This is a genomic window from Streptomyces hesseae (assembly GCF_031845785.1).
GTDB lineage: Bacteria > Actinomycetota > Actinomycetes > Streptomycetales > Streptomycetaceae > Streptomyces > Streptomyces hesseae.
This window is the reverse complement of record NZ_JAVRFI010000001.1, coordinates 452869-477061: the sequence shown is the minus strand read 5'-3', so window position 1 is coordinate 477061 and position 24193 is coordinate 452869. Positions and strand designations below refer to the sequence as shown.

The 24193-nt window shown below is 68.1% G+C and carries 22 protein-coding genes and 2 pseudogenes; 13 read left to right on the top strand and 11 right to left on the bottom strand.

The window, feature by feature from the left end:
* Positions 1-94 precede the first annotated feature (94 nt).
* From RM609_RS01685 to RM609_RS01675, 3 genes are all read left to right on the top strand, one after another.
* Complete coding sequence (locus RM609_RS01685; protein ID WP_311607252.1) at positions 95-607, top strand: EF-hand domain-containing protein; 513 nt, start codon at positions 95-97, stop codon at positions 605-607.
* A 103-nt stretch (positions 608-710) separates the two neighbouring features.
* Entirely contained in the window at positions 711-905 is a 195-nt protein-coding gene (locus tag RM609_RS01680) for a hypothetical protein (protein WP_311607250.1), read from the top strand.
* Complete coding sequence (locus RM609_RS01675; RefSeq protein WP_311607249.1) at positions 902-2281, top strand: thioredoxin family protein; 1380 nt, start codon at positions 902-904, stop codon at positions 2279-2281. Before RM609_RS01680 ends, RM609_RS01675 begins: the two co-directional genes overlap by 4 nt.
* Positions 2282-2582: 301 nt before the next feature.
* Here RM609_RS01675 and RM609_RS34415 read toward each other — a convergent pair.
* Positions 2583-2654 (bottom strand): annotated as a pseudogene (locus tag RM609_RS34415) (lasso RiPP family leader peptide-containing protein); the annotation flags it as partial.
* Between the two features lie 69 nt (positions 2655-2723).
* Positions 2724-3461 (bottom strand): SDR family oxidoreductase, encoded by a 738-nt coding sequence (locus RM609_RS01670; protein ID WP_311607247.1) that lies wholly within the window; start codon positions 3459-3461, stop codon positions 2724-2726.
* Between the two features lie 147 nt (positions 3462-3608).
* Here RM609_RS01670 and RM609_RS01665 point away from each other — a divergent pair, with 147 nt between their 5' ends.
* The 6 genes from RM609_RS01665 (at position 3609) to RM609_RS01640 (ending at position 8049) form a co-directional block, all read left to right on the top strand.
* On the top strand, positions 3609-4184 hold the full coding sequence (locus tag RM609_RS01665) for a TetR/AcrR family transcriptional regulator (RefSeq protein ID WP_311607246.1): 576 nt from the start codon (positions 3609-3611) through the stop codon (positions 4182-4184).
* Between the two features lie 531 nt (positions 4185-4715).
* The gene (locus RM609_RS01660) at positions 4716-4919 is read left to right on the top strand and encodes a cold-shock protein (RefSeq protein ID WP_030809828.1); all 204 of its coding nucleotides are present in this window, start codon (positions 4716-4718) and stop codon (positions 4917-4919) included.
* A gap of 284 nt (positions 4920-5203) precedes the next feature.
* A complete protein-coding gene (locus RM609_RS01655) occupies positions 5204-6718 on the top strand; it encodes a DEAD/DEAH box helicase (protein ID WP_311607242.1) in 1515 nt (504 codons plus the stop codon).
* A gap of 57 nt (positions 6719-6775) precedes the next feature.
* Positions 6776-7168, top strand: a complete 393-nt coding sequence (locus RM609_RS01650; protein WP_311607240.1) for a CBS domain-containing protein — start codon at positions 6776-6778, stop codon at positions 7166-7168.
* A 60-nt stretch (positions 7169-7228) separates the two neighbouring features.
* Positions 7229-7537, top strand: coding sequence for an SCO5918 family protein (locus RM609_RS01645; protein WP_311607238.1), 309 nt, complete (start codon positions 7229-7231; stop codon positions 7535-7537).
* Positions 7538-7800: 263 nt separating this feature from the next.
* The gene (locus RM609_RS01640; RefSeq protein ID WP_311607236.1) at positions 7801-8049 is read left to right on the top strand and encodes a hypothetical protein; all 249 of its coding nucleotides are present in this window, start codon (positions 7801-7803) and stop codon (positions 8047-8049) included.
* Positions 8050-8252: 203 nt separating this feature from the next.
* Here RM609_RS01640 and RM609_RS01635 read toward each other — a convergent pair.
* Positions 8253-8603, bottom strand: a pseudogene (locus RM609_RS01635) (DUF5994 family protein); the annotation flags it as partial.
* Between the two features lie 951 nt (positions 8604-9554).
* Here RM609_RS01635 and RM609_RS01630 point away from each other — a divergent pair.
* Positions 9555-9881, top strand: a complete 327-nt coding sequence (locus RM609_RS01630) for a MerR family transcriptional regulator (RefSeq protein WP_311607235.1) — start codon at positions 9555-9557, stop codon at positions 9879-9881.
* 442 nt (positions 9882-10323) lie between these two features.
* On the opposite strand, the gene RM609_RS01625 is transcribed toward RM609_RS01630, so the two are convergent.
* The 3 genes from RM609_RS01625 to RM609_RS01615 form a co-directional block, all read right to left on the bottom strand.
* The gene (locus RM609_RS01625) at positions 10324-10806 is read right to left on the bottom strand and encodes a nitroreductase/quinone reductase family protein (RefSeq protein WP_311607233.1); all 483 of its coding nucleotides are present in this window, start codon (positions 10804-10806) and stop codon (positions 10324-10326) included.
* 221 nt (positions 10807-11027) lie between these two features.
* The gene (locus tag RM609_RS01620; RefSeq protein WP_311607231.1) at positions 11028-11870 is read right to left on the bottom strand and encodes an ABC transporter permease; all 843 of its coding nucleotides are present in this window, start codon (positions 11868-11870) and stop codon (positions 11028-11030) included.
* Complete coding sequence (locus RM609_RS01615) at positions 11867-12514, bottom strand: ABC transporter ATP-binding protein (protein WP_311607230.1); 648 nt, start codon at positions 12512-12514, stop codon at positions 11867-11869. Before RM609_RS01615 ends, RM609_RS01620 begins: the two co-directional genes overlap by 4 nt.
* A gap of 289 nt (positions 12515-12803) precedes the next feature.
* On the opposite strand from RM609_RS01615, the gene RM609_RS01610 reads away from it, so the two are divergent.
* The gene (locus RM609_RS01610; RefSeq protein WP_311607229.1) at positions 12804-13994 is read left to right on the top strand and encodes a polyprenyl synthetase family protein; all 1191 of its coding nucleotides are present in this window, start codon (positions 12804-12806) and stop codon (positions 13992-13994) included.
* A 350-nt stretch (positions 13995-14344) separates the two neighbouring features.
* Here the strand turns inward: RM609_RS01610 and RM609_RS01605 are convergent, their stop codons facing one another.
* The 4 genes from RM609_RS01605 to RM609_RS01590 form a co-directional block, all read right to left on the bottom strand.
* A complete protein-coding gene (locus tag RM609_RS01605; RefSeq protein ID WP_311607227.1) occupies positions 14345-14983 on the bottom strand; it encodes an N-6 DNA methylase in 639 nt (212 codons plus the stop codon).
* A gap of 175 nt (positions 14984-15158) precedes the next feature.
* On the bottom strand, positions 15159-15380 hold the full coding sequence (locus RM609_RS01600; protein ID WP_311607225.1) for a helix-turn-helix domain-containing protein: 222 nt from the start codon (positions 15378-15380) through the stop codon (positions 15159-15161).
* Complete coding sequence (locus tag RM609_RS01595; RefSeq protein WP_311607223.1) at positions 15380-15871, bottom strand: DUF2975 domain-containing protein; 492 nt, start codon at positions 15869-15871, stop codon at positions 15380-15382. Before RM609_RS01595 ends, RM609_RS01600 begins: the two co-directional genes overlap by 1 nt.
* A 1181-nt stretch (positions 15872-17052) precedes the next feature.
* Complete coding sequence (locus RM609_RS01590) at positions 17053-18552, bottom strand: peptidoglycan-binding domain-containing protein (protein WP_311607222.1); 1500 nt, start codon at positions 18550-18552, stop codon at positions 17053-17055.
* A 533-nt stretch (positions 18553-19085) separates the two neighbouring features.
* Here RM609_RS01590 and RM609_RS01585 point away from each other — a divergent pair.
* On the top strand, positions 19086-19730 hold the full coding sequence (locus tag RM609_RS01585) for a dihydrofolate reductase family protein (RefSeq protein ID WP_311607221.1): 645 nt from the start codon (positions 19086-19088) through the stop codon (positions 19728-19730).
* Positions 19731-19948: 218 nt separating this feature from the next.
* On the opposite strand, the gene RM609_RS01580 is transcribed toward RM609_RS01585, so the two are convergent.
* Positions 19949-20683: a hypothetical protein gene (locus RM609_RS01580; RefSeq protein WP_311607220.1), complete on the bottom strand. Its 735-nt coding sequence runs from the start codon at positions 20681-20683 to the stop codon at positions 19949-19951.
* 397 nt (positions 20684-21080) lie between these two features.
* On the opposite strand from RM609_RS01580, the gene RM609_RS01575 reads away from it, so the two are divergent.
* Positions 21081-24179 (top strand): hypothetical protein, encoded by a 3099-nt coding sequence (locus tag RM609_RS01575; protein ID WP_311607218.1) that lies wholly within the window; start codon positions 21081-21083, stop codon positions 24177-24179.
* The last annotated feature ends 14 nt before the right edge of the window (positions 24180-24193 follow it).

Here is a 24193-nt window from a genome sequence, read left to right as displayed (position 1 = left end):
CCATCACGTGCACCCGTAGGGGGTGTCTTGACGTCCGGAACGCTGGGTAGGACAGCCGAACCGGAAGGCAGCCCTCACCACCAAGGGATCATTGATGGATCGGACGACCGCGCAGAGGCTCATCTTCACCATGCTGGACGCCGATGGAGACGGGATCGTCTCCCAGGACGAATACATGGCACGCACCACGAATGTCGCACTGGCGACGGGACGCAAGGAGGACGACCCACTGGTCGTCACCGCACGCGCACTCGGTGGGCAGGCGTGGGCAGTGATGGACGCCGACGGCGACGGAAAGATGACCTTCGACGAGTACGCGGCCTGGGCGGGCGCCGAAGCGTTCGACACCGTCTGCGCACCCGTCCTCGGCGCGCTCTTCGACCTCGCCGACGCCGACCGGGACGGGACTCTCGGCCTGCCCGAGTTCACGGCGCTCCGCACCGCACTCAACAACCCGGCCCACAATGCCGAAGCGGCGTTCGCGGCGCTGGACGCCGATGGTGACGGACGCGTCAACCGGGACGACTACATCGCGTCGATCCGCGCCCATGTCACCGGGGAGGGCTCCCCGATGGGCGAGGCGCTGTACAGCGGCGTCGCGGTCTGACGACGGTGCCGGCCGGCCCTCCCTCGGTGTGCCTCCGTGCGCGGTGGGTGTGCGCTCCGCGCGCCCGGGACGGTGCGGGGGCGGGGCGGGTTCACTAGGACCCATGGAGACGCTTGCCGCCTGTGAGATCGGCTCCGACGATGTCTTCACCGACCTCTGCATCGCTCCGGCCGCTTGTCCGGCCCCCGTGGCGTTCTGCCTGCCGGAGGGGGCCGAATGCCTGCCCGGCATCGATGTCTGCTGCTCGGGGTTCTGCTTCAAGGCCCCCGGCGAGGTGACGGCGCACTGCCACGGATGACAGGAGCAGGCACCCCGGCAGTGCGGCTGTTTACCGAGACCGCCGCCCTGCGGCTGACGTCCGGCACCATCCTGCTCGAAACAGGCGGCGGCGACGGAATGCTGCTGAGCTGCCACGCGCCCATCGCCGCCTACGTTCCCCCGGCGGTGATGAACTGGGCGGCCCGGGGTGCGACGGTACCGGCCGAGCATGAAGCGGCGTACGCGCGGTGTCTGGCGGCTTGGCGTTCGGCCGGCCTTCAGGAGGGCGAAGTCCGGCAGAACGCCTCTCTTCCTGAAGCGGGAAAGAGACGACTCCACCTGACCGTCGGCCGTCCCGTTCTGGTCATCGCGTCATCTCCTGGCTGCGGATACTGCCGGCACCTGCGAGCCGATCTCGAAGCCAACCGTAAAGCTGTCGCCCGTATGGACGCCTCAGTACTCATCACGGGTGACGGCTGCCCCGAGGTGTGGGGTGTCCGGCCGGCCCCGGGGCAGGTCGAGGAACTGGCCGATATCCGAGTGGACATGGCAGAGCTGGGCACACCCTCGGCCGTGCTGCTGACCCCCGATGGCAGCCCTCGGCTCCTGCGCGGCTTCGACGCCGTGACCATGGCTTTGATCGAACTCGGTCGGGAAGAGCCCGGAAGGACGGTCTGCGAGACGCCCACGTCCTGCTCGGTCGCCGTGGGCGCCGGCCCCGTTGACGCGCTGGTGACGGCGCGCGCCCGGGGGAGGTCCGTGGGGATCGCCGCGCGAGGAGCCGAGGCCGTGGAAGTGGCTGGCCTGGTGGCCGGGGAACCCGCCCCGAACGGGCACACCGGATACGTACCCGTCACCTTGCGCGTGGAGCGCCCCCGGAACCTGTGGTTGATCTTCCGCGGTGGTGAACTGGCAGCCCGGTCCCGCAGCGAAGAAGAGGCCCTGTCACTGCTGGAACGGGTCGTCGCCGGGTTCGGCCCGCCGGAGGCCCACCAGACGCGGTTGCTGTGCGGGGTGCTCGTTCACACCCAGGGGCGAGCCATGCTTTTCCCTCGGAGCCGGCTCACGTACTTCGTCGAACGGTCCTCCCTGCTGGCGCGGTCCGGCTGGCGACCGTCTCCCGACCCGTTCGTACTCCTGGAGGCGGACCGGGTCGGCGCGCCCGTCCTCGTCCACCCGTCGTCGACCGGGACCCCGCGACGCACGCCCGTCTCGGGGGTGCTGGCGCAGCCTCCGGACCACCCGCGGCCTGCGGCGCACATGCGGGGTAGGGCGCTTACCTCGATCGTCAACTGGCACACCCGTCCCGCGTCCCCGCAGCGGCTTCACGCGGCGTATGCCTTGCTCTCCGCCCTGCCGATCCACCTCGGCACCTGGGAGGAAACGCTGACCTTCCTCGAGCGCCTCGACGCGTAGCCTCAGGAGTGCGTTTCGGCCCGGCGCTCGTCCACGTACTCGGTGATGATCGAGAAGAACCGCGCCGGGTCCTCGAACGGCAGGCCGTGGCCGCCGGGTACTTGGAGATAGTCGGCTCGGTGGATGGCGGCGGCCAGTTCGCGCTGGTGGTGGGGCGGGGTGAGCTGATCCCCGCGACCACCTGTTCGGTATCGTCGAGTTCCCGTATCCGTCGCAGCCGGGCGGTGAGTTCCTCGGCGTTTGACTGCGGCCGGACATACCAGGGAGCGTAGCCCCCCTCGAAGAAGGTGCCTTCACGCTCGCCCCGCGTCAGCTCGGCGAAGGCGCCCACCTCCTCCACGACGGGCGGCTCGTAAGTCTCCTGCCGCTCCATGGGTTTCCCCTTCCTGCGGTACCGGTGACAGGACCCTATGAGGAGGTGCGTGGTTGTCTCTGCTGGTGGTCAGGCTTGCGCGGTGGGCCGGACGACGATCTCGCTGATGTCGACGCCGATGGGCTGCTCGATCGCGAAACCGATCGCGGATGCGATGGCGGAGGGCGGGATGGCGATCTCGTCGCGCTGACGGACCATCGCCGCTGCCGCCTCGGGGCTCGCTCCCTTGCCGACCCCTTCGGTGTTGGTGAATCCGGGTGAGACGAGGGTGACGCGCAGGTCGGGGCCGGCCTCCTGCCGTAGCCCCTCGGTCAGTACTTTGACCGCCGTCTTGGTGGCCGCGTACACGCTCTGCGGTGATTTCACGATGTAGGCCGCGGTGGAGGCGACATTGACGAACTGGCCGGAACGCTGCCGCCGGAAGACGGGCAGTGCCGCTCCGATCCCGTTCAGCAGGCCGGTGATGTGCGTCGCGACCATCGCGTCCCAGTCGTCCTGGCGCAGCTCGTCGAGCGGTGACACCGCCATCGTGCCGGCGTTGGAGACCAGGACGTCGAGCCGGCCGAACCGGTCGACCGACATGTCCGTGAGGAGTTTCAGGTCTTCCCGGCGTGTCACGTCGATGACGGCTCCGACGACCTCGCCGCCCTGCGCGGTGATCCGGTCCACCACCGCGTTCAGCCGGTCCTCCCGTCGGGCTCCCAGTACGAGCCGGGCCCCTTTCTCCGCGAGGTACGTCGCCGTCGCGGCTCCGATGCCGCTGCTGGCACCCGTGATCGCTACTGCCTTGCCTGCGATTCCCGACATGATCAAGAGTCCTTACGGGAGGAATGCGCGCAGGTCAGACCATGACCTACAGTGGAAGTGGGGGCATCCCCGCTTATTTGGAGACTAAGTGGGGGCTCCTCCGTTTAGCAACTGGAAAGAAGACCGGAGAGGAGGGCGCGGCCACCGATGGTCGGAGACGAGCAACGCCCGTTGCGAGCTGACGCGCGACGAAACAGGGACAAGATCCTCACGGCTGCGGTGAACGTGTTCGCCGAGGAGGGGCTGGACGCGCATCTGGAGCGCATCGCCAAGGCGGCGGGCGTGGGCAGCGCGACCCTGTATCGCAACTTCCCCACCCGCGAAGCCCTGATCGAGGCGGTCTACCGCAACGAAGTGGCCCAGTTGTGCGACGCGGTCCCCGGCCTTCTGTCGACAAAGCCGCCGTTCGAAGCACTGCGTGCTTGGACACGCCTCTTCCTGGACTACGTCACTGCCAAACTCGGCATGATCGATGCCCTGCGCACCATCGCCGCCACGGGAGAGAGCCCCTATGGCAACAGCCGGGAGATGATCCAGGCCGCCCTTACGGACCTGATGGACGCATGCGCGGCCGCCGGGGCGATCCGCACCGACATCAGCCCGTCCGACATGGTCGCCGCCCTCGCGGGCATCGCCCTCACGTCGGCGCAACCCGAACAGCGAAAGCAGGCCGAACGCCTACTCGACCTCACCTTGGACGGCCTGGCCGCCTTCGGGGCGTAGCGGGACGATGAGTCGGGCTTCGTCGATGAACTAGTCGATGAACTATGAGTATCTATTGCTGGCGGTGTAGTTTTTCCTCCGCTGCAGCAACAGGATCAAGACTGCCCGCAATGGCCGAGCGCCGCGTTCCAGGCCGGCTCCGCTGTCCTGGGTCGGCCAGGCGTGGTTGGGGCCCGGCTCGTGCCTGCGGAGCCCGGGTGGTGGCCGAAGAGGTCGACGTATTTCCGCTCATATACGGGCGAGCGCCGATCCTGAATATCTCATGCCGCAACTACAGAAATGGCCACCGGCGCGGTAAGGGTTTTTTACGCTCTCGAAAACTTCGGGATCATCTGCCGCGCATGGACGCCAGTACCGTGCTACCTTCGATCTCAGTTGCAGTTGTGGTTCCCAAGACTTCAAGCGTGCTCGCCGTCGTACATGGCGGAGCGCTTTCGTATTGCCGGTGTTTATTTCCGGACGGGCAAACAACGCAGCGATACGGAGCTCGCACGGTGCGGGCTCCGGGCACTGCCCCGAAGGAGATATGACATGGCTACTGGCACCGTGAAGTGGTTCAACGCGGAAAAGGGTTTCGGCTTCATCGAGCAGGAGGGCGGCGGCGCCGACGTCTTCGCCCACTACTCGAACATCGCCGCCCAGGGCTTCCGCGAGCTGCAGGAAGGCCAGAAGGTGAGCTTCGACGTCACGCAGGGCCAGAAGGGCCCGCAGGCCGAGAACATCGTTCCCGCCTGACGCTGACGCGTAACACTGTAGCTGGGGCCCGCACCTTGGGGTGCGGGCCCCAGCTCGTTGCTTTTCGGTGTTTCCCGCGTGCCCCACAACGGCCGCACACGTGGCGTGCGGGCAGCCGGTCGCTCTTCTTTGCGGCGTTGCCGGTCCCGCTTCGGCGTGCAGGGGCGACATATTCCCGCCCCGCTTCGTTCCATCTCATTTCATCGGTTCGTTCCTGCGATTCTCTGTGTGCGGCTCATTGTCGCCGGGAATTCCTCGACGCACCGCATCGAGGAAGGTTCTCCATGAACCGCACAGCTCGCACGAATGACCGCTACTCCCGCTCTGCCCGCTCGTCCGGCTCGGACCGCGGCGGCTACCCCTCCGGTCGGCCGAACCGCTCGGGCACGGGTCGTTCCGGGGGCACCGGACGGCGTCCCGCGACACTGCAGGGAGAGTTCGCCCTGCCCGTCACCCACACTCCCGCCCTGCCCCCGGCCGAGGCTTTCGCCGAGCTGGACATGCCGTCGCCGCTGCTGGCGGCCCTCAGAGCGGAAGGCATGTCCGCCCCGTTCCCCATCCAGGCCGCCACGCTGCCGAACTCGCTGGCCGGGCGCGATGTTCTCGGCCGCGGTCGCACCGGATCGGGCAAGACGCTGGCCTTCGGTCTGGCCCTGCTGGCCCGTACCGCCGGGCAGCGCGCGGAGCCCCGCCGGCCGCTGGCACTGGTCCTGGTCCCGACCCGGGAACTGGCCCAGCAGGTCACCGACGCCCTCACCCCCTATGGCCGGTCACTCAAGCTGCGGCTGGCCACCGTCGTCGGCGGAATGTCGATCGGCCGCCAGTCCAGCGCACTGCGCGGCGGGGTCGAGGTGGTCGTCGCCACGCCGGGACGGCTCAAGGACCTCATCGAGCGCGGTGACTGCAGGCTGAACCAGGTCGCCATCACCGTGCTGGACGAGGCGGACCAGATGGCCGACATGGGCTTCATGCCCCAGGTCACCGCGCTGCTCGACCAGGTTCGGCCCGAGGGGCAGCGGATGCTCTTCTCGGCCACCCTGGACCGCAACGTCGACCTCCTGGTCCGGCGCTACCTGACGGACCCGGTGGTCCACTCCGTCGATCCTTCGGCGGGCGCGGTCACGACGATGGAGCACCACGTGCTGCACGTCCACGGCGCCGACAAGTACGCCACCACCACCGAGATCGCCGCCCGCGAAGGCCGGTCGATCATGTTCCTGGATACCAAGCACGCCGTGGACAACCTCACCAAACACCTGCTGAACAGCGGTGTCCGCGCCGCGGCCCTGCACGGTGGCAAGTCCCAGTCCCAGCGCACCCGCACCCTGGCCCAGTTCAAGACCGGCCATGTCACCGTCCTGGTGGCCACCAACGTCGCCGCCCGCGGCATCCACGTCGACAACCTCGATCTCGTCGTCAACGTCGACCCGCCCAGCGACCACAAGGACTACCTGCACCGCGGTGGCCGTACCGCGCGCGCCGGCGAGTCCGGCAGCGTCGTCACCCTCGTCCTGCCCAACCAGCGCCGCACCATGAACCGCCTGATGGCGGACGCGGGCATCACCCCGCAGACCACCCAGGTCCGTTCCGGCGAGGCCGAACTGAGCCGCATCACCGGCGCCCAGGCACCCTCCGGCACCCCGGTCACCATCGCCGCACCAGTTGTCGAACGTGCCAAGCGCAGCGGCTCCACCACGCGAGGCCGCCGCAGCCGCCCCGCCCAGGCCCGTCGTGCCGCCGGATCAGCCCGTACCGGGACACCGACCGCGCGGCGGACCTCCTCGGCCCCGGCCGCCTAGGCCGGCCAGGACGATCACGCTCGGCCTGTCGGATCACCATCGTCACGGAGGCTTTCGTTGCTGCCGCAGAGCTACCCCCAGAGGGACTTCCCCGGCAAGACAGCCGGCGACGTCATGTCGTCGCCGGGACCACAGGTCGGCGACGACATGATCATCGACGAGGCTCTGTCCGTCCTCATCGGGGCCGGTGCCGACCATCTCCTCGTCCGTGACGAGGACGGGCGGTGTACGGGCCTGGTCACCCGTTCCCAGATGGCAGACCATCTCCAAGGCTCCTGGTACACCGAGGAGACCCGGTTGCGGGACCTCATCTACGACCGTGGGCCCTTCACTTCGCCCGTGATGTCTGCACACGACGCGGAACGCGCCATGCGTCAACGCGCGCTGTGGGCCTCACCCGTGATCGGTGAGGACGGGCACGCCCTGGGCGTCGTCGTTCTCACCCGTTGATCCCTCTCCGTCCGGGCCGGCGATCCGTCTCCGGCTTCTCTTCGACCTTATGGAGGCACGATGCGCGTCGTCATCGCCCGCTTTCCTTTCGACCTGCTCAAGTCCGAGGTGCAGGATGCGATGAAGGGCATCAAAGCCGAACCCGTCACGGGTGAGTCCGTGCTCATCGGTCGTCGCCATTACCCCGTCAAGCAGGTCGGGGAGATCATCACCCGGCAGGATCGCCGTGACTTCTCCGCCTGTGAAGTGACCCGAGCCCTGAGCAGCCTCGGCTTCGTGTGCCGCCCGGCTGCCGCTCTCGTGCCACCGACCGGTCTCACACCGCTGGAGACGGCGTCGGCCTTGCTGGGGCACCCGGCCCGAGCCTGACCGGACCGCTGTGGGCAAAGAGTCCGCCCCGCAGCTGCCGACTCAGCGGCCGGAAGAGCGCAAGGATCCCTGGCCGTGACAGTGCTGGGAGGGCCCTCACCCAATGTGCTCCCCGAACGCCTCCGACCGGCCCGGGCCCCCTGTCCGGGACCAGCGTTCGACTCCTGCCATCGCCGCCCCCTTGCCAGGTCGGATCTGCCTGAGCCATTGCTCCGCAGGCGGCGTGTCACGCGAGAAATCCGCGAGCGATCTATCGTCAAGGTATGAGCGTGTGCATCAAGCTGGTGGAGAACCGGCCCCCCAAGGAATACGCGGAGCTGGCGGCTGCTGACATCTCCTACGACGACATCACCGAAGGTGAGTCGCCCGCCACGTACGAGTACGACCTGCTTCCGAGCGGCGCATTGCGGATCCTCAAGGTGACCAAAGGCGAAGCCGCTGTCGTCGATTCGATCTACGCTCCGGGACTCTGGTTCCGCGTCCAGGGGCAGTGGCACGGTAATCCGGAATAGCAAGAACTCTGCCGGCGGCCGGGCGCTGCCGGCTGCTGAGCCCGGTCGTCGGCGCTTGATATCCGAGCAGAATGTGCTCATGCTTCGCGTCAGCCTATGGAATCGCGTCGGAAACTACCTGCAGGTGTAACGTGGATTGTGGGTTGCGCACTCTCACGTGTTGCGCCTGAAAGGACGGCCCCGGCGGTTTCACCGGGGCCGTTTCGGGATTCATGCCGAGCGGTCATCAGCCAGGCGGCGATGGCCGGATCCGTCTGCGGCGGACAGCAGGTCCCAGCGGCCGACGGTGTAGGAGAGCAGCAGCAGTCTGTGGGAGTCTTGCTCGGCCTTGAACCAGCCGACGCTCACCACATGCCCATCAACGGGCACCTTCCGTGGGATGACCGGCCACAGGGCCGGGTTCACCGTGGCATGCGTGATACGCCCCAATGGGGATCCAGCACCGCGGTCAACGCAGGAAGTTCCATCGCCAGGTCGCGGGGGAGCGGGGGCCACCAGGCACCGTCCAAATGGTCGCGGTCATGACGCGGACCTGTCCCCGGGCCGGTGTACACCGGCCCGGTGTTGTGAATCGCCGAGAACGCCAGGAGCTCAGAGACTCTTATGCGAAATGTCCTCGGTAATTTCAGAGTACTCCCGGATATGACCCGCTGGACGGTTTCGGGGTGACGGGTATCAGGGCGTTTTGGTGTTGCTCCGCGACTCATCGACATATGCCCTGTCGCAGGCTGCCGCTATTGGAATGCGGGCATTACGGGGTCGGAAGGCTGACGAGCTGTCAGTATCCAGCCCGCTGACCTGCGGAAACTGAGGGCCGCTGCGCTGCATCGGAGGTTGCGCCGAGTCCGAGGGTGTAGTGGCCGCCTCCGTGGCGCAGGGCGTTGGTGAGTGGGCGACGCCGCGGGCGTGTGCTCACGCCCCGCCTGGGGCGGCGGTTGTGCCGCCGGGCCGGTCTTCAAGCCGGATGGCAGTCTTCCGGGCGTGCATGAGGCAGAAGCCCACTCACTGGCTGTTGAGAAAATCTGTCACGCCGAGAGTAGACATGGGTGTGTGCGGGGGTTAGTGTTTCCTTGTACCCAAGAAGTCGAAGAGGGCACGGCAGAGATGAACTGCCGTGCGAGCAGGTCAGGCAGGGTGCGGAACGGCAGTGGAGTGGCGGGGCCGGAAATGGTGGGTTCCTTCGCTGGCTGCCGGGCCGAGCGGCCCCAGGGGCCGCATAGAGTACCCGCGATACCCAGCAGTACAACCGAGCAACCGAACGAGGTAAGGAGCAGACACCATCAGGATCGCCCGGGCGAGGAAGAACACCGCTCGGGTACCGCAGGCCCCGGATTGGAAGGTGGTCCCCGGTCACGCATTCGCGATCCCCGCGCCTCCGCCCTCCCAGGCGGATCAGCGGAACAAGAGAGCCGGCGCAGTCAGCCGGTAGATGGTGTTGAAAGCTCGGGGCCCGGGTGCCAGTACGGCACTCGGGCCCCTCGACGCGTCCCCGAAAGAAGAGGTCTATGCCCCCTCGCAGTTCCCGCCCCGCCGACAAGTTCGACGACGACGATTACCCCGCCTACACCATGGGCCGGGCCGCCGAGATGCTCGGCACCACCCCCGCCTTTCTCCGCGCCCTTGGTGAGCACCGCCTGATCACCCCGCTGCGCTCCGAAGGCGGCCACCGCCGCTACTCCCGCTACCAGCTGCGCATCGCCGCCCGCGCCCGCGAACTCGTCGACTCCGGCACCCCCATCGAAGCCGCCTGCCGCATCATCATTCTCGAAGACCAGCTCGAAGAAGCCCAGCGCATCAACGAAGAACTGCGCGCCCGCGGCGCCACGTCGTAACGGCGTTTCGAGACCGATCTGCCCGAGCTGAGCACCGCTGTGGCCGCGACCTGACCCGCGACGGCAGACGTTGTCCCGGCGGCCGGGCCGGCACCGTGAACCAGGCCCGTCCGCCGCACCGCGGTTCAGGAGAGCCTTGCGTCGTTTGGTCAACTCGCCACGCCCCAACGCATGGCCGCCCGCCGGCAGTCCTGGGGACCGGGCAGGCTCCGGTGCTGCTGCGCAGCAGCACCACCTCGCCGTCCGCGCGCATGGCGGCGGTGACCGGCTCCCTTGCGATGCGGTGGGCGGGGGTGACCTGCAGGTGCGCGTAGCGGACATGTTCGCGACGTGGAGCGGACGTGGCCGAAACGCACGCCAGGTCCGCCCGTCGCGCACGGGTCCAGATCCATGGCGCGGAGCCGGCTCCGCGACGGAGCTACTTGTCACCGAGGGAAGGAGTTCAGTGAGGCAGGGCGTCTGCCTCATCAGGTACAGGTTGCAGGACGAAGATCCGCAGGCTGCGGCTGCAGCGTGCGTCGTAGGCCGCGTAGCCGGGTGAAACGGTGAGGATCGTCAGCCAGATCTCCTCACGTTCGGGGCCGTGGGTCTCACGGGCGAGGACACGGAACTGCTTCCCGCGAGTGATGACGGTGGCGTACGGGTATTTGAGAAGGTTGCTGCTCCAGGCGGGGTGGTTGTCTCCGCCGAGGTTCGAGCCGATGACGGCGAAGCCATGCTCATACGGCACGTGGAACAGCGGGACCTGCCGGGGCTGTCCGGTGCGGGCACCGGTGGTATTGAGCAAGAGCGAGTGGAGGCCGACTGCCCGTCCGATGCTGAGGCGTCCCTTGGTGCGGCGCTGTAGTGCTGCGTCCAAGGGCACCATCGCTCGCATCGGGCCGCCGGCCCAGCGGCTGGTGGCGATCTGGTTCAGGAATCGCATCAGGGGGCCCGTCTCTGAGACGGGTGGCCTGGGGCGCGGTGCCGGCGTGGTGGGTGGAGTCGGTGCCGCTTTCCGGGCCGTGGGTACGGATCGTTTGGCGGTTTGAGAGTCGCCGGGGCGGCCGCCGGTTCCCCAGCGACTCGGCAGCACAGTCGGCCCTTGGGGTGTGTGGGCCGGTGCAGGCTCGCAGGTGGTGGGGTGGAAGTGCGCGCTGTTGTTGTTCACCGTGAACGTTCTGTCTCGGGGAGTGGTTCGATCGCGTCGTGGCGTCTCCGCGGAGAGGGGAGAGCCGGCCGGGAGTTGCCCAAGGAGCGGTGTCGGTTTCGCAGGGCGAATGTCGTCATGCCGATCGCCGTCATGCCAAGGGCCCAGCACAGCCCTATGGCCAGGTAAGCCCAGGGAAGCGTGCCGAGGCGTGCCGCGCTGGTGGCGGACTGCATGGCGCCATAGGTGGGCAGGAGCCGAATCACGGGGCTGTCGGCCGCTGGGTTGGCGATCGGGTTCTGCAATCCCACATCGAGGAAGCTGACCATGATGACCAGGAGGGTCCCGGCGAGTTCGCTGCGCAGGACGGCGGCCAGCATGATGCCGGCCCCTCCGTAGATGAGGCCGCCGACGAACAGCGCGGCAGCCAGCAGCTCCAGCCGTTCGGGAGCCCAGAACACCCGGACCCAGAAGGTGGCGTAGAGGACGACGGGGGCCGCGGTCAGCAGGAGTGTGGCGTACTTGGCCACTACCAGACATAGGCGCGGGTAGCCGGCCATCACCAGGCGGCTGTCGAACTCCGCGGACTGGGAGGTGGCGAGGAACATCATGAAGCCGATGATCAGCGCGAGGGAGTGCAGCGCCCCTGTTAGCTGAATGAGGATGTTGCCGTCCACGGTGATCGTCCGGTTGGCCGCGCGCAGGAAGAAGGGAACCGCGGTCTTGGCGCTCACGGTGTAGGCGAGGGAGAGCCACAGGGGGATGAAGAAGACGACCAGCGCCAGCGCCAGGCGATTGCGCAGCTGTGCAAGGACGGCGAAGCGGACCGCGGTGACGAAGCACAGCCATACCCGGCTCATGCCACGCCCCCGCGCGTGTTGTCGGCAAGCCGGCCGGCGTGCAGCAAGGCTCCGTCCGTCAGGTGGTACACGGTATCGAGGCGGTCGGTGTCGTAGGCGAGGTGAGAGACCACCAGGACCGAACAGCCGCTCTCCCGCAGCGCTTGGGCGACCTCCCAGAACCGCAGGTATGTTTCCCAGTCGAAGCCCTGGTAGGGCTCGTCCAGGAGCAGCAGCCGAGGATTGTGCATGAGCGCGAGAGTGAGATTCAGCTTCTGACGGGTGCCGCCGCTGAGGGTGTGAACGCGCTGATGGCGGTACTCGGCGAAGTTGAGCGTCTCCAGCAGTTCCAGCGCCCGATCGATACGGTCCAGGTCGTAGGCGGCCTGGAAGTAGCGCAGGTGCTGGTCGACGGTGAATGCTTCGTGCAGGACAGTCTTCTGCGGGCAGTAACCCACCCGTCCCTTGTGTTCCACCGTTCCGCTGTCCATCGTCAGATCGCCGACGAGGATCCGCAGGAGAGTGCTTTTGCCCGCACCGTTCTCGCCGACGATCCCCACGAGTCGGCCGGCGGACAGATCAAGGCTCGTGCCGCGGAGCACGGAGCGTCGTCCATATCTCTTGTGCACGTTGCGCACGCGCAGTACGAAGTCACCCCCCGGCATACGTCACCTCACGCAAAGAAGCCATACGAGTTGCAACGGACGACCGGGCAGAACGTGGCGGTGACCCATGGGGCGTCACTTGATCTGGTGAGCGATGACGATCCGCACAAAGCGGTGTCGTTTCTTTCCAGGAGAGGGCTCGTTGTGGTGACAGGTCGACCGTGGCCGAGTTCGACGAGTTCCCGGAGAACGCCCAGTCGCCTCACGCAGGTTCCACGCAGGTTCCACGCAGGTTCCACGCAGGTTCCACGCAGGTTCCACGCAGGTTCATGCAGCGGGAAGGTCGAGGGTGAGCAACGTCGTCGGTGCGATGTCCGTGCCCGTGATGGGTCCTCCGCGAAGGAAGGAGCCTGAGGCCGGCGCGTTGCCGGGCAGCATGGAGCCTCCGTGGGCAACGCTTGTGCAAGAGGCGCTGGACGACCTGTATGCCCCGTGCCCGCAAGCAACCATGACGGCGCGTTTGTGTGCGCTGACGAAGTTGGGGGACATGCCGGCAGAGGCCGCCGAGCGGGCGGATCGCCGCCTCCACGATGCGCTCGTCCGGCCCGTGCGGTATCTCGTCGAGGCCGGTGGCGCACGGCTGCGCCCGCGGTTGCTCTTGGCCGCGATCGACCTCCTCGGTGGGGACGCCGCCCGATACGGCCCCCTCGCGGCGGCGATGGAACTGATGCACACCGGTTCGCTCATTGTCGACGACGTCCAGGACGGGGCGACTCTGCGGCGCGGCCGGGCACCTTCGCACGCTGTCTTCGGGCAGGCCACTGCCCTGAATGCCGGTACGGCCGCTTACTTCACCTTCGACCATGCCCTTCGGTCCACGCTGCCCGAGGATGCCGCACTGCGCGCCGCCGTCACCGAAACGTGCCTGGGTGTGCTGCGCTCGGCTCACGCCGGCCAGGGCCTGGATCTGGAAGGCCACCGCGCGGAGATGGACGCCGCGGTGGCGGCCGGCTGTGGCCGTGAGGTCCAGCACCTCGTGCGGCTGACCCACCGGTTGAAGTCGGGCGCACCGGTGCGTGCGTGTATGGAGACCGCGGCGCTGCTCGCCGGCGCCGGCGCGGACGTGCAGGCCGCACTCGGAGCGTTCGGGGAGGCCGTGGGGGTCTCCTACCAGATCATCGACGACGTCCTGGACATGGACGGCGTCGTACGAGGGGGGACGGCGACCAAGCGGGCCGGAGAGGACCTGTTCAACGGGAAGGTCACTATGCCGATGGCCCACGCGGTCGACCTGCTCCCCCAGGCCCGCATGACGCGACTGTGGAACGGCCTGCGCGATGGCCGCGCGGGCAGACGGCGGGTTGCCAAAGCGGCGCAGGTGCTGCGCGGGTGCGGGGCGTTGGAGGCAAGCCGTACCGAGGCGTTCACGAGGCTGCGGTGTGAGTGGGAACGCGTGGAGGATCTGATTGAGGATTCTCCGAAGGCCCGGGCGCTATGGACGCTGGCCGACCAAGCCGTCAGCCGATCGCGCAGTGCCTGACATCGCCACTGCCGCCGGCGCGCGTCCGTGCAGCGAAGTTCCTGAACCCCACACCTCGTGCTCCAGCCGGCGCAGGTGATCCACCAGGTAGTACGCGTACGTGCGGTCGGTGCCCTGGCCTTCGAACTTCACCAGGTAGCGGTCTGCGGCCGGATGCACGGCTCCGCCGGGCTGGACGACCGTGTACGACCATCGGCCATCGCGGTGATAGATCTCCTGAACTCGTGGCTGTCCCAGTAGCAGTCTGCGTGCCACGTGCCCTCCGTGCCGACCAACAGCGACATGGCGAACACCACGACGCCGGTCGACAAACGAGAACGGGGTGCCCGCGGTCACCGCCACCGCGAACGTCACGAACAGCTCTGTCTACGGCCGGAAAAGGGGTGGGTGAGGATGTCGCTCGGGCGATGGTCACGTTGGGGCCGAGGTTCCAGATGGTTGCGTTGACGGCCGTGCAAGCAGCGGCGATCTCGTCGATGTCGACGCCCGACCAGCGCATCGAGGCCGGGTCGATGCCGCGTTTCGCGCATGCTCTGAGCGGCAGCACGCAGGAGTCCGCCGCTGCCGCACGCCGGATCGTGGACGTGCTCTCCGGGAGTCACGTTGCCTTTGGCAGCCAGGCTGCACTCGGCCATCAGGATGTTGCCCATGGTCTCCGCAACGCCCCACGGGATGTGGAACTCGCCGAGGCCGGCCTGGGCTCCGGAGGAGCGTGTGAGGGCCATGACGGGTGACAGGACATCGGTTGCGGCGCGGAAGCGGGTGACGTACAGGCGGTGCTTGTCGTGCTCGTCGTCGTTGATCCACTCGTGGAGGATGCGGGCAGGGTCGATGAGGTCCGGGCGCTGTTTCCAGTGCCGTGCCCAGATCTGGCGGTATATCTGGATCAGCTGGGCGTCGTCCTGGGCGAGGATCTGTTGAGCGAGGTCGGGGCCCTCGGGGTCCTTGGGGTGGATGAGGGCCAGGGCGGCGGCGATGCCGATGGGCACCTCGATGGCGGTGCCGCCGTGGTCGCTCCAGCAGGCCCGGGATCTCCTCGGGTACGGCCCCGGGATGCTCGCGGAGTTGGTCAAAGGCAGGCGGGATCGGCGGGATGCGTCGGCAGGCGCGGTCTTCCACTCGGATCATGGGGTGTCGAGAACTCCATGATCTTGGAAGGGTGCGTCATTCGTCTGCGGCGTCCTCGGCCTCCCAGCGCAGCAGGTCGCCCGGCTGGCACTTGAGCACCTCGCAGAGCGCGGCGAGCGTCGCGAAACGCACCGCCTTGGCGCGGCCGTTCTTGAGTACCGCCAGGTTGGCGGGCGTGATGCCTACGCGGTCCGCGAGCTCGCCCACGGACATCTTCCGCCTGGCCAGCATCACGTCGATGTCGACGGCGATCGGCATCAGATCACCTCGTCCAACTCGGCCTGCATCCGCGCCGCTTCGACGTCGCGTGCGACGGCCTGGGTGAGCAGCATCCGCAGCACGAGCACGATGAGCGCGACCCCCAGGATGGCCACGCCAACCCCGCCCATGATGACGGTGACGCCCGGGTCGTCCCGCTGGCCCGGCGCATTGACGGCCGTGACCGCGAACCACACGAGGGCAGCCGCCACGATCGCGCCCATCACGCCGTCCACGTACCGGAAGGCGGCGTGGGAGAACACGGTTCCGCGTCGCACCATCGTCACCAGCCGCCATACGCAGACCAGGGCGACCTGGACCGAGACCATGCCCAGGATCGTGATCAGGCGCAGCGCGGTCAGCGGGAGCGACCCGTCCTCCGGGTCGCTCCCGCTGACCAGTGTCCACACCATCCCTGCCTGCACGAACACGGCGCCGGCGAGCATCACCACGAGCACGGCGCGCAGCGCACGCACGGTCAGCTTTCCCATGACCCATCCTTCCATCGCATCGCGATGGAAATCTATCGAGATTCGATAGGTGAAGCAAGGGCGGGATGTCGGTGGGCGGCAGTTTCGCACGGTGGCGGACGTTGCCGCCGCCCGGGGTAAGGCCACCCTTCGGCGGGAACAGCTCGATCACCTTCCGCGCCTCGTCCGAGAGGCGCGTCGTTCACGCACCTTCCGTGAGCGTTACGGCACGTCGCGCCAGCCACAGGTCGTAACGCACACCGGGGGAGCGGAGCAGGGACCGCTCGAGGAGCGCCTCGATGCGTGCGAGCCGCTTGCGGGTGGCGGTGGTCGCGAGGGCGAGCGCGGGCGGCGGTCGGGCCGAGTCGCCCGTCGTTGCACATGTAGGCGGTCAGTGTCCGGTCGAGTTCGTCCGAGGAAGGTCGCGCCCGGATCGGGCCGAGCTGCCGGCGGGCCCATGACACCGCGGCCGGCCGTGTCAGGAGTCCGTCGAGTGAGTGGACGGTCCCGGCATGCCGGTTGTCGGACGGCATCGTGTCCGCGGGCCGATGCGGCGTCGGCGAGTAGCGCGGGCAGGTGGGCCGGTACCGGCCGGTAAGTGACTGCGGCGAAGACCGGCGGGCGGACGCTGCGCGGGCCGTCCAGAGGGAAGAGCAGCACGGCATGGTTCTCGCCGTCGACGGCCATGGAGCGGAGGCTTCGGAAACGAGTTCTTGCAGGCCGCGGTGGATGAGCTCCGGAATCTCCCCGGAGTGACCTCGTCAGCAGCGACTGAGGTTTTCAGTTCGGGGGAATGGTGGTTGAGATGAACGTATGCGAACCGAAGCCCTTGAGGTGAGACCGGTCTTATCCGGGGCGCTGTACCAGTCGCCGCCGAGGTCACCGCTGCCCAGGGCCGGCCGTGTGGGCTTGGGCGCGGCCCGGCCGTCCGGTGGGGGAGCTGGTTCCTCGGAGCTGATCCGGCCCGCCGGTCCCCGGCCGGGGCAGCCCAGTCGGAGGAGCAGGGGGAGAGGTCATGCCGGAGATCGTGCCGTCGACCGTCAGTGAGCCTGTCACGGGCGTCCCCGGTGCCCCGTACCAGGATGTGCTGCGGGCTGCTGCCGTCGGTTCGCGGCCCTGGACGCCGTATGGAGCCACGCCAACGGCACCGCCGTCAACCAGTGGGACTGCTACGGGTTGTGCGGCTCGGCGTCAGACCGCTTTCACGGCGCCTGCGTTCCGGTCGGCCCGACCTGCCAGTGCATGTGGGAGTGGTGGGCCTCCCGGCCGTTCGGGGTGCCGGGCTTGGAGGTTGGATGGTCGGGTGTCATGATCCTGCTCTCCTCGCCGATCACCGACGGAGGAGCGATCTGGCGCGGGCCCTCGGTCTTGTCCTGGTACTCGCCGGCCACCCAGGCGTAGAGGTCGGCGAAGAAGTCGCGAGCGAGCGGGTCCACACCTGGGAGACTGAGCAGGCGGAACGCCAGCCGGCGTGTCACCGGCGGCCAGTCCGGTCGGCGGGGCTTGGCCGGGTCGTCCAAATCCGGCACGCTGTGGTTCTTCCAGTCGTTGAAGACTGTCAGATGGAATGGCGTCCCGAGCCGGGAACCCTTGACGCCGACGAAGTCGATCGCTCTGCCGTTGCCATGGCAGTCGTTCCGGGTCGCGTCACCGCTGATGCCGGAATGATGTACCTCGGTCACACCCCACGTCGACGACAGGTGCAGCGCAAGGCGGACCAGGCCGACCACGTGCCGGATGTCGAGCCCTTCCAACGCCGCGGCGGCCGGCTGGTAACTCGGCAGTCGCTTGTCGCCGCCCTTCGTGAACTTGAATTCGACCCCGGCGACCGTGGGCGAAATGGTGAACTTCGCTCGGGGGTCCGGCATTTGGATCGAGCCGTCCGGTGCCGGGGTAGGAGCCGGTGCGAGGGATATCCGTCCCAGATCGACGTGCTGAACCGCCTCGATCAGGGCCGATTCCTTGCTGTGGTCGCGTACCAGCGTCCCCCCGCCGATGATGTGCTGCGTCAGCTCCTCCGCGATCAGCGCCGCCAGCGCCGGCCCCGGATCCACCGTCGGCGGCCATTGCGCCCCGTCGGTCACCGCCTTGGCGGTCTCCACCTCCCCGGCATCGGTAAACAGGGCCGCCAGCTCACCGAGCGCATTCACGAGATCCTCGGACGCCGCCGCGCCGTCGTCGCCGAGCATCCGGGCCGCCGCGCCGACCAGACCAGCCGCCAGGTCCGTGGGGACCTCGGCCCCCGAGTTCACCAGGCGGGTCGCGCCATCGCCGTCGACGCCCATGGCGATAGCGGCCGCTGTGTGGGCGAGTACCACGTTGACGAGCTGTTCGTCGGCGCCGCCGAGATCGACAACCGGCCCGTCCGAGTCCGGCGGACACCCACCGAAGGCCTCGTCGAGCGCCGTGCACTCTTCGTCGAGCGCGGCCATCGTCAGCGGCCCGATGACCCCGTCGATCGACCCGTCCGGACTCCGCAGGTCGTGGGCGGTCTTGTAACTCAGCACAGCATCGACGGTCTCCTGCCCGTACACCCCGTCCGCGCCGAAGGCCGGCAGGGATTCCCCGAGGTCCATCAGTGCCTGCTGCACAAGCGCAACGAAGTCCCCCGTTGTGCCCTGGTCCAGGCGAGCCGCGAACTCTCCTGCCAGACACCGTTCCAACCTGTCGACCCCGGCGAACCGGGCGCTGTTGAGTGGCATGTCCGCCTCCGGGAATCGGAGATTCGGGGATGGCGCCTCCTGGAATCCCCGAGGAATGGTCAGGTCCCCAAACGATCGAGTGAAGCGACTCCCCGCGGCCCTGCCGGCAGCTCTGTGTCCTGGCCGGCTCAGGCGGCCACCGGTCCTTCGGCCTGGGCCTGCCGGACCCCGAGGGCGCTACGTCCATGGTGACCTTCAGCCGTGCGCCGTCGATTGTGATCGTGTACGGAACAGGCCAACTGCCGATGGCTGCACTTACCGCACTCGCCTCTCACGGTGCGGCGAGGCGGGACCTGGCACACTGCCCAGCTGGGCCATCTGGGTGAATCGTAATGTTCCGTTTCATTTCGTATCCACGGTGTGAATGCTGGAAAGTGTCCCCGCTATGCCTTCGATGGACAGGCCGCGACCGGGGCCGAGTTCCCGTTGGGAGGGCGGTCACGTGGGCAGTCGGGTTCCGGCGTGGCGGTGAGTCTGCGAGTACCCGTGGGTCTACCTCTTGACGGAGGAAACCGACTCATCAGGAGTAAGCCATGGGCCTCATCCACATCGAGTTGTTCGCGACCCTCGACCTCGTCGGGCAGGCGCCCGGCGGCCCTGACGAAGACCCGGTGGGGTTCCCGTTCGGCGGCTGGCAGGCGCCCCTGCTGGACGAGGTCGCCGGGGCGCAGGTCGGTGCCGCGTACGAGGGTACGGATGCCCTCCTGCTCGGCCGGCGGACGTACGACATGTTCGCCGCCTACTGGCCTCACCAGGAGGGCGGTGAGGACAACGAGATCGCCACGCTCTTCAACCGCGTCCCGAAGTACGTGGCCTCTCGCAGCAGGCCCGACCTCTCGTGGGCCGGGTCCACGCGACTCGGCCCGGACCTCGCCGACGCGGTGCGCGAGATCCGTGACCGGCACGAGCAGGTGAAGGTCGTCGGGAGCCTGAACCTCGTGCAGACCCTCTTGCGCGAGAAGCTCTTCGACCGTCTCGATCTCTGGCTGCACCCGATCGTGCTCGGCGTCGGGAAGAAGGTGTTCGACGGTGGCGCGGTGCCCACCAACGTCACGCTCCTCGAACCCCCGGTAGCCAGCCCGAAGGGCACCGTGTACCTGCGCTACAGGCTCGCCGACGGCACTCCTGCGACGGGGGACATGAGTGCACCCCATCGCGGTGCCGGGGGCGACCGCTGAGGCCGCCCCGCGCCCGGTGCGTCCGGGTGTTGATCGTCCTCGCGCCGGTTGGAGGTGACGACACGGCGACTGCGGCATCTCGCGGCCATGAACGACGCGGCCCTCTGGCCGCGGCGAGGATGGCCTGGGACGGCTCGCTGTACGGCTTCCGGCCGGGAGCAACCTGTGGTGGTGGCTCCCGGCCGGAAACGGGGATGGCTGACGTGGTGCGGAGCGGGTCAGCGCAGCGGGCATCCCTTGGGCATCTTGGCGAAGTCGAAGAACGCGTACTCGGTCCGGCCGCCCTCTGTCTTCGACTTCAGTCGCGGGTTCCAGCTGTTCGGCTCCACGATCTCCTCGTAGATCCCCGCGGAGTCGGGGAGCTTGGGGTGGGCGCGGTCGAGTGTGCCCAGGCGTGCGATCCGGGTGCCGTCGGCCCAGTCGTAGAAGTCCACGGACGGGCCCTGCGGGCTCGTCGTCATCCGGGCCTCGGTGCCCGCGCCGATGTCCTGGCTCTTGACCACGGTGCACTGCTTGATGACCAGTGCCTTGTCCACCGAGCAGCCCTTGGGCAGCCGGGGGAAGTCGACGAGGCCGTACAGGCCGTCGTTGCCGCCGTTGGTCTTGGCGAGCAGCTGGGGAGTCGAGCCGTACGGGTTGAGGATCTCCACGTCGATGCCCGCGCCCTGCGGCAGCGCGGGACGGCTGCGGTCGAGCGTGCCGAGTCTGGTGATCGGGCCGTCGACCGGGTCGAGGAAGCCGACCGACGGGCCCTGGGGCCTCATCGTCATCCGGACGCCGATGCCCGCGCCGATGCTGTCCTCCTTGACCACCGTGCACCGGGCGGTCGAGGGATCGGCCGACGACGCGGTGCGGGTGCTGTGAGAATCGGCCGCGAATGCGGCGGTCGGAGCGAGGGCGGAACCGGCGAGGGCGGCGACGGCTAAGCCGGTACGGAGGGCGCGACGACGCATGGCAACTCCTGCATGTGAAAGTGCGAGCAGAGAAACGAGCGAAGAAAGAGGGTTTCGGCACCGACCGCCCTCATCCGGCGTGATCCGGGGTGGCTTAGTGGTGCATGAGTGAATCTATGTGGACTTGCGTGGCGGACCAGTTCGCTCCATGTCACAGACTTGTCACAGTGAACACGAGCTCGAACTGTCCGCGTGGCTCGCCGCGTTGCGCAGGCGGCTGGAAGACCGGCGGCCGCGCACGGCTCACCGGGATGGCCCTGCGCGGATCGCCGGACCGGCGCCCGCAGCCGCCGTGCCGACGCCCAGTGGCGGGGATACGCCATCGGAGTGAGCATGGAAAACGGTGAGCGAAGCCGCCGCGTACCCCACACCTTCTTGACTCGGATGGGGATTCGTCATGCCGTTCAACACTGCCCGTCCCGCCGCCCTGAGACTCTGGCTGGAGGCGCGGAACCACCCCGATGACGATCACGATGGTGACCATCATGACGGCTTCGGCGGAGGGCACGGTCCGGGCCAGCCTTCCGGCCCGCACCCCCACCCCGACGGCCCCCCGGAACCCGGGCCCCACGACGCGGACGTCGCGGAAGGGCCGTTCCGGGTGGTGCGGCCGGCGGACCTGCTCGTCGTCGACATCAACCTGGTGAATCTGCGGTTCGACGGTCACCGCCTCGTGCGGAGGGATCCGGGTGAGCCGGCGTTCGTGGTCGTCGGGCTGCCGCCACAGCATGTGATGGAGGAGGTCCCGCCGCTGCTGAGCACCGTCACCACCGCCCTGGGCCCCATGAAGGCTTTCACCGCCGGTTCGACTCACCTGGCCTTCTCGGTGCCGGCCACCATGGACGGCCTGGACCTGTCGCTGGCGTCGTTGCTCGACTGGGCACGCCTGGTGCCGATCACGGTGCCGGTGGGTCCGCAGGGCCCGGACGCGCCGGGATCGGCGGTCTTCCAGGGCGTCCCCAGAAGCGTCCTCGAGTTCCCCACCCGGCTGCTGGTCACCTACGACGAGCCGGTGGGCTGGGCGGTCCCGTCGGAGCCCCCGGAGGCGGATGGCCCGAACGCGCTGTGGCACGCCCGGCTGCGCGGCTCGCAGGACCACGAGGTGTTGCTGCGGGCCTTCGCGACAGTGGGGGGCCGGGGCGTCCTGCCCGTGCCCACCCCGCTCTCCACCGAGAATCTGGAGGACATCGTCACGCTCACGAGCCGGGTCGAGCTACCCGGCCCGGGTGGCGGCCCGCCCCTCGAGATCCACAGCGCGCCGCTGCACGCCGAGCAGTTCATCGTGACGCCCCTGGGATCCTCGGCCCACCTGCACGGCGCCTGGGAGCCGTTGTCGCAACCGGCCCAGGACCGGTTCACACAGGCGGGGAGACGCCCGCCGAACCTGGTGCTGTACGACCACATCACGGGCCTGGGCCGTGACCAGTTCGTACGCACCGCCACACACGGACGCATGAGCACCGGCCACGAGGCCGTGCACTTGAGGGAATTCCGGCGGGTGTTCGTCGCGCGCCCGAATGATGGAATCGTCGCCTACCTGCAGCAGCAGGACCGGGTCGTCATCAAACGGCCGGAGGTCGAGTACGGCCCGGACACCCGTTACAAGCACGAGGGGCGCGAAATGCCATTCCGCGCACTGCGCATCACCGACCGCGTCACCCCGGTGATTCAAGCGCCCCAGTCCGGACCCGACGCATTCTGGGTGATTCTCCGGGATTCCGGGAAGGACCACGAGTTCACTTTGATCGGCACGGATTGCGAAGGCCGGAAGGTCAGCTTCACCATGCCGCTGGCGTTCGTGGCCGACGGAGTGCCTCAAGGGCGGTTGAACGACCTGTACGACCGGACGAAGGAGCCAAGGCTGGACGACCGCCTGAACCGGTCGATGGGCGGCCAGGTGATGGCCATGGCGCAACCGCCCCCCGGTGCTCCCGGCAGCACCAGCCACGCGGTCGGGAGCCTGAGCTTCCGGTTCGGGATCCCCGACGACCAGGACCGAGACCAATCCAACGTCCGGCCCGTGGTCGGTATGCCCTATGTGTTCCTCGCGAATGTACGGGTCCCTGCCATCGAGCAGTTCACCTCGGATGGCGGCCATCGCGAGGTCGAGTTCAACACGACCTATCTCCGGCAGAGCATGGAGAAGCATCCCGCCGGCGGGTACCTGGATCTGAGGGAAGCGGTCCCGCTCGTCTTCGGGGCGGAGAAGGCCGGGGGAGTCGCCAGTCCCAACGGCGCGGTCAAGGTGATCACCAGCCAGGCGGGCGTCGTCCCCGACATGTTCAAGACGGACGACGCCGGGCAAGTCGTCGACGCGAAAGACATCAAGTCCGTTTTCAACGGGGCGAAGATACTCGGCTTCATCACCCTCGGCGACATCCTGAAGAGCGTCACCAAGGACAACCTCGACGCTCTGCGGCAACTGGGCGACGACCAGATCGAGGCCATCCTGTGGGCTTCCGACGGCCTCTTGCCGGCGCCCGTGCTGCGGATCCGTGACCTGGTGGACGGGCAGGGCAAGGAACTGCGCTATGTCTGGAAGCCCCCGTTGGAGCGGCCGAAGTCCGGACCCGCGCACCTCCTCGACGTGTCCAAAGCCACATTGACCCTGGACGCCCGGACCCGCCGCTCGAAGGACGCCATCGACCAGTCCACCGTGGAGGGCACCCTGAGCCACTTCGCGCTGGACTTCGAAGGCATCGCCCAGCTTGAGTTCGCCGAGCTCAAGTTCACGGCGAGCCCGGGGAAGAAGCCCGACGTGACGGCCAGCGGCCTGGAACTGAAGTTCAGCAATGATCTGGAGTTCATCAACTCCCTCCGCAGCGCCCTGCCCGCCGACGCGTTCGGCCCCGGCTCGTTCCTGGACGTTCAGCCGTCCGGCATCCGTGCGGGCTACAGACTCGCGCTTCCCGCCATCGGGCTCGGTGCCATGACCCTGTCGAACCTCTCGCTGGGGGCGGAGCTGGATGTGTCCTTCGAGGACAGGCCGGTTTCGTTCCGCTTCTCGGTTTCCGAGCGGGAACACCCCTTCAACGTCACCGTCTCCGCGCTCGGCGGCGGCGGTTACTTCTCCATGCTGATCGACGCACAAGGTGTGCAGCAGGTCGAGGGCGCCATAGAGTTCGGCGGCGCCGCGGCACTGAATCTCGGGGTGGCCAGCGGCGGGGTGTCGATCATGGCCGGTATCCGCTTCTCCCACGACCCCGACCGTGTCACGCTGGGCGGATATCTACGCTGCAACGGCAATCTGACGGTGCTGGGCATCATCACGGTGACCGCCGAGTTCTATCTGCAGCTCACCTATGAGAAGCACGGTCACGAGTCGATGGTCCGCGGCAGGGGCACCCTCACCGTCGCCGTACGGATCGCCTTCTTCAGCAAGTCCGTCGAGCTCACCCTCGAGCGGAGCTTCTCCGGCGCACCCGGTGATCCGTCCTTCGCCGAATGCGTCCAGCCACGCCACTGGCACGAGTACTGCCTGGCCTTCGCCCCGTGAGCCCGTGGGAGACG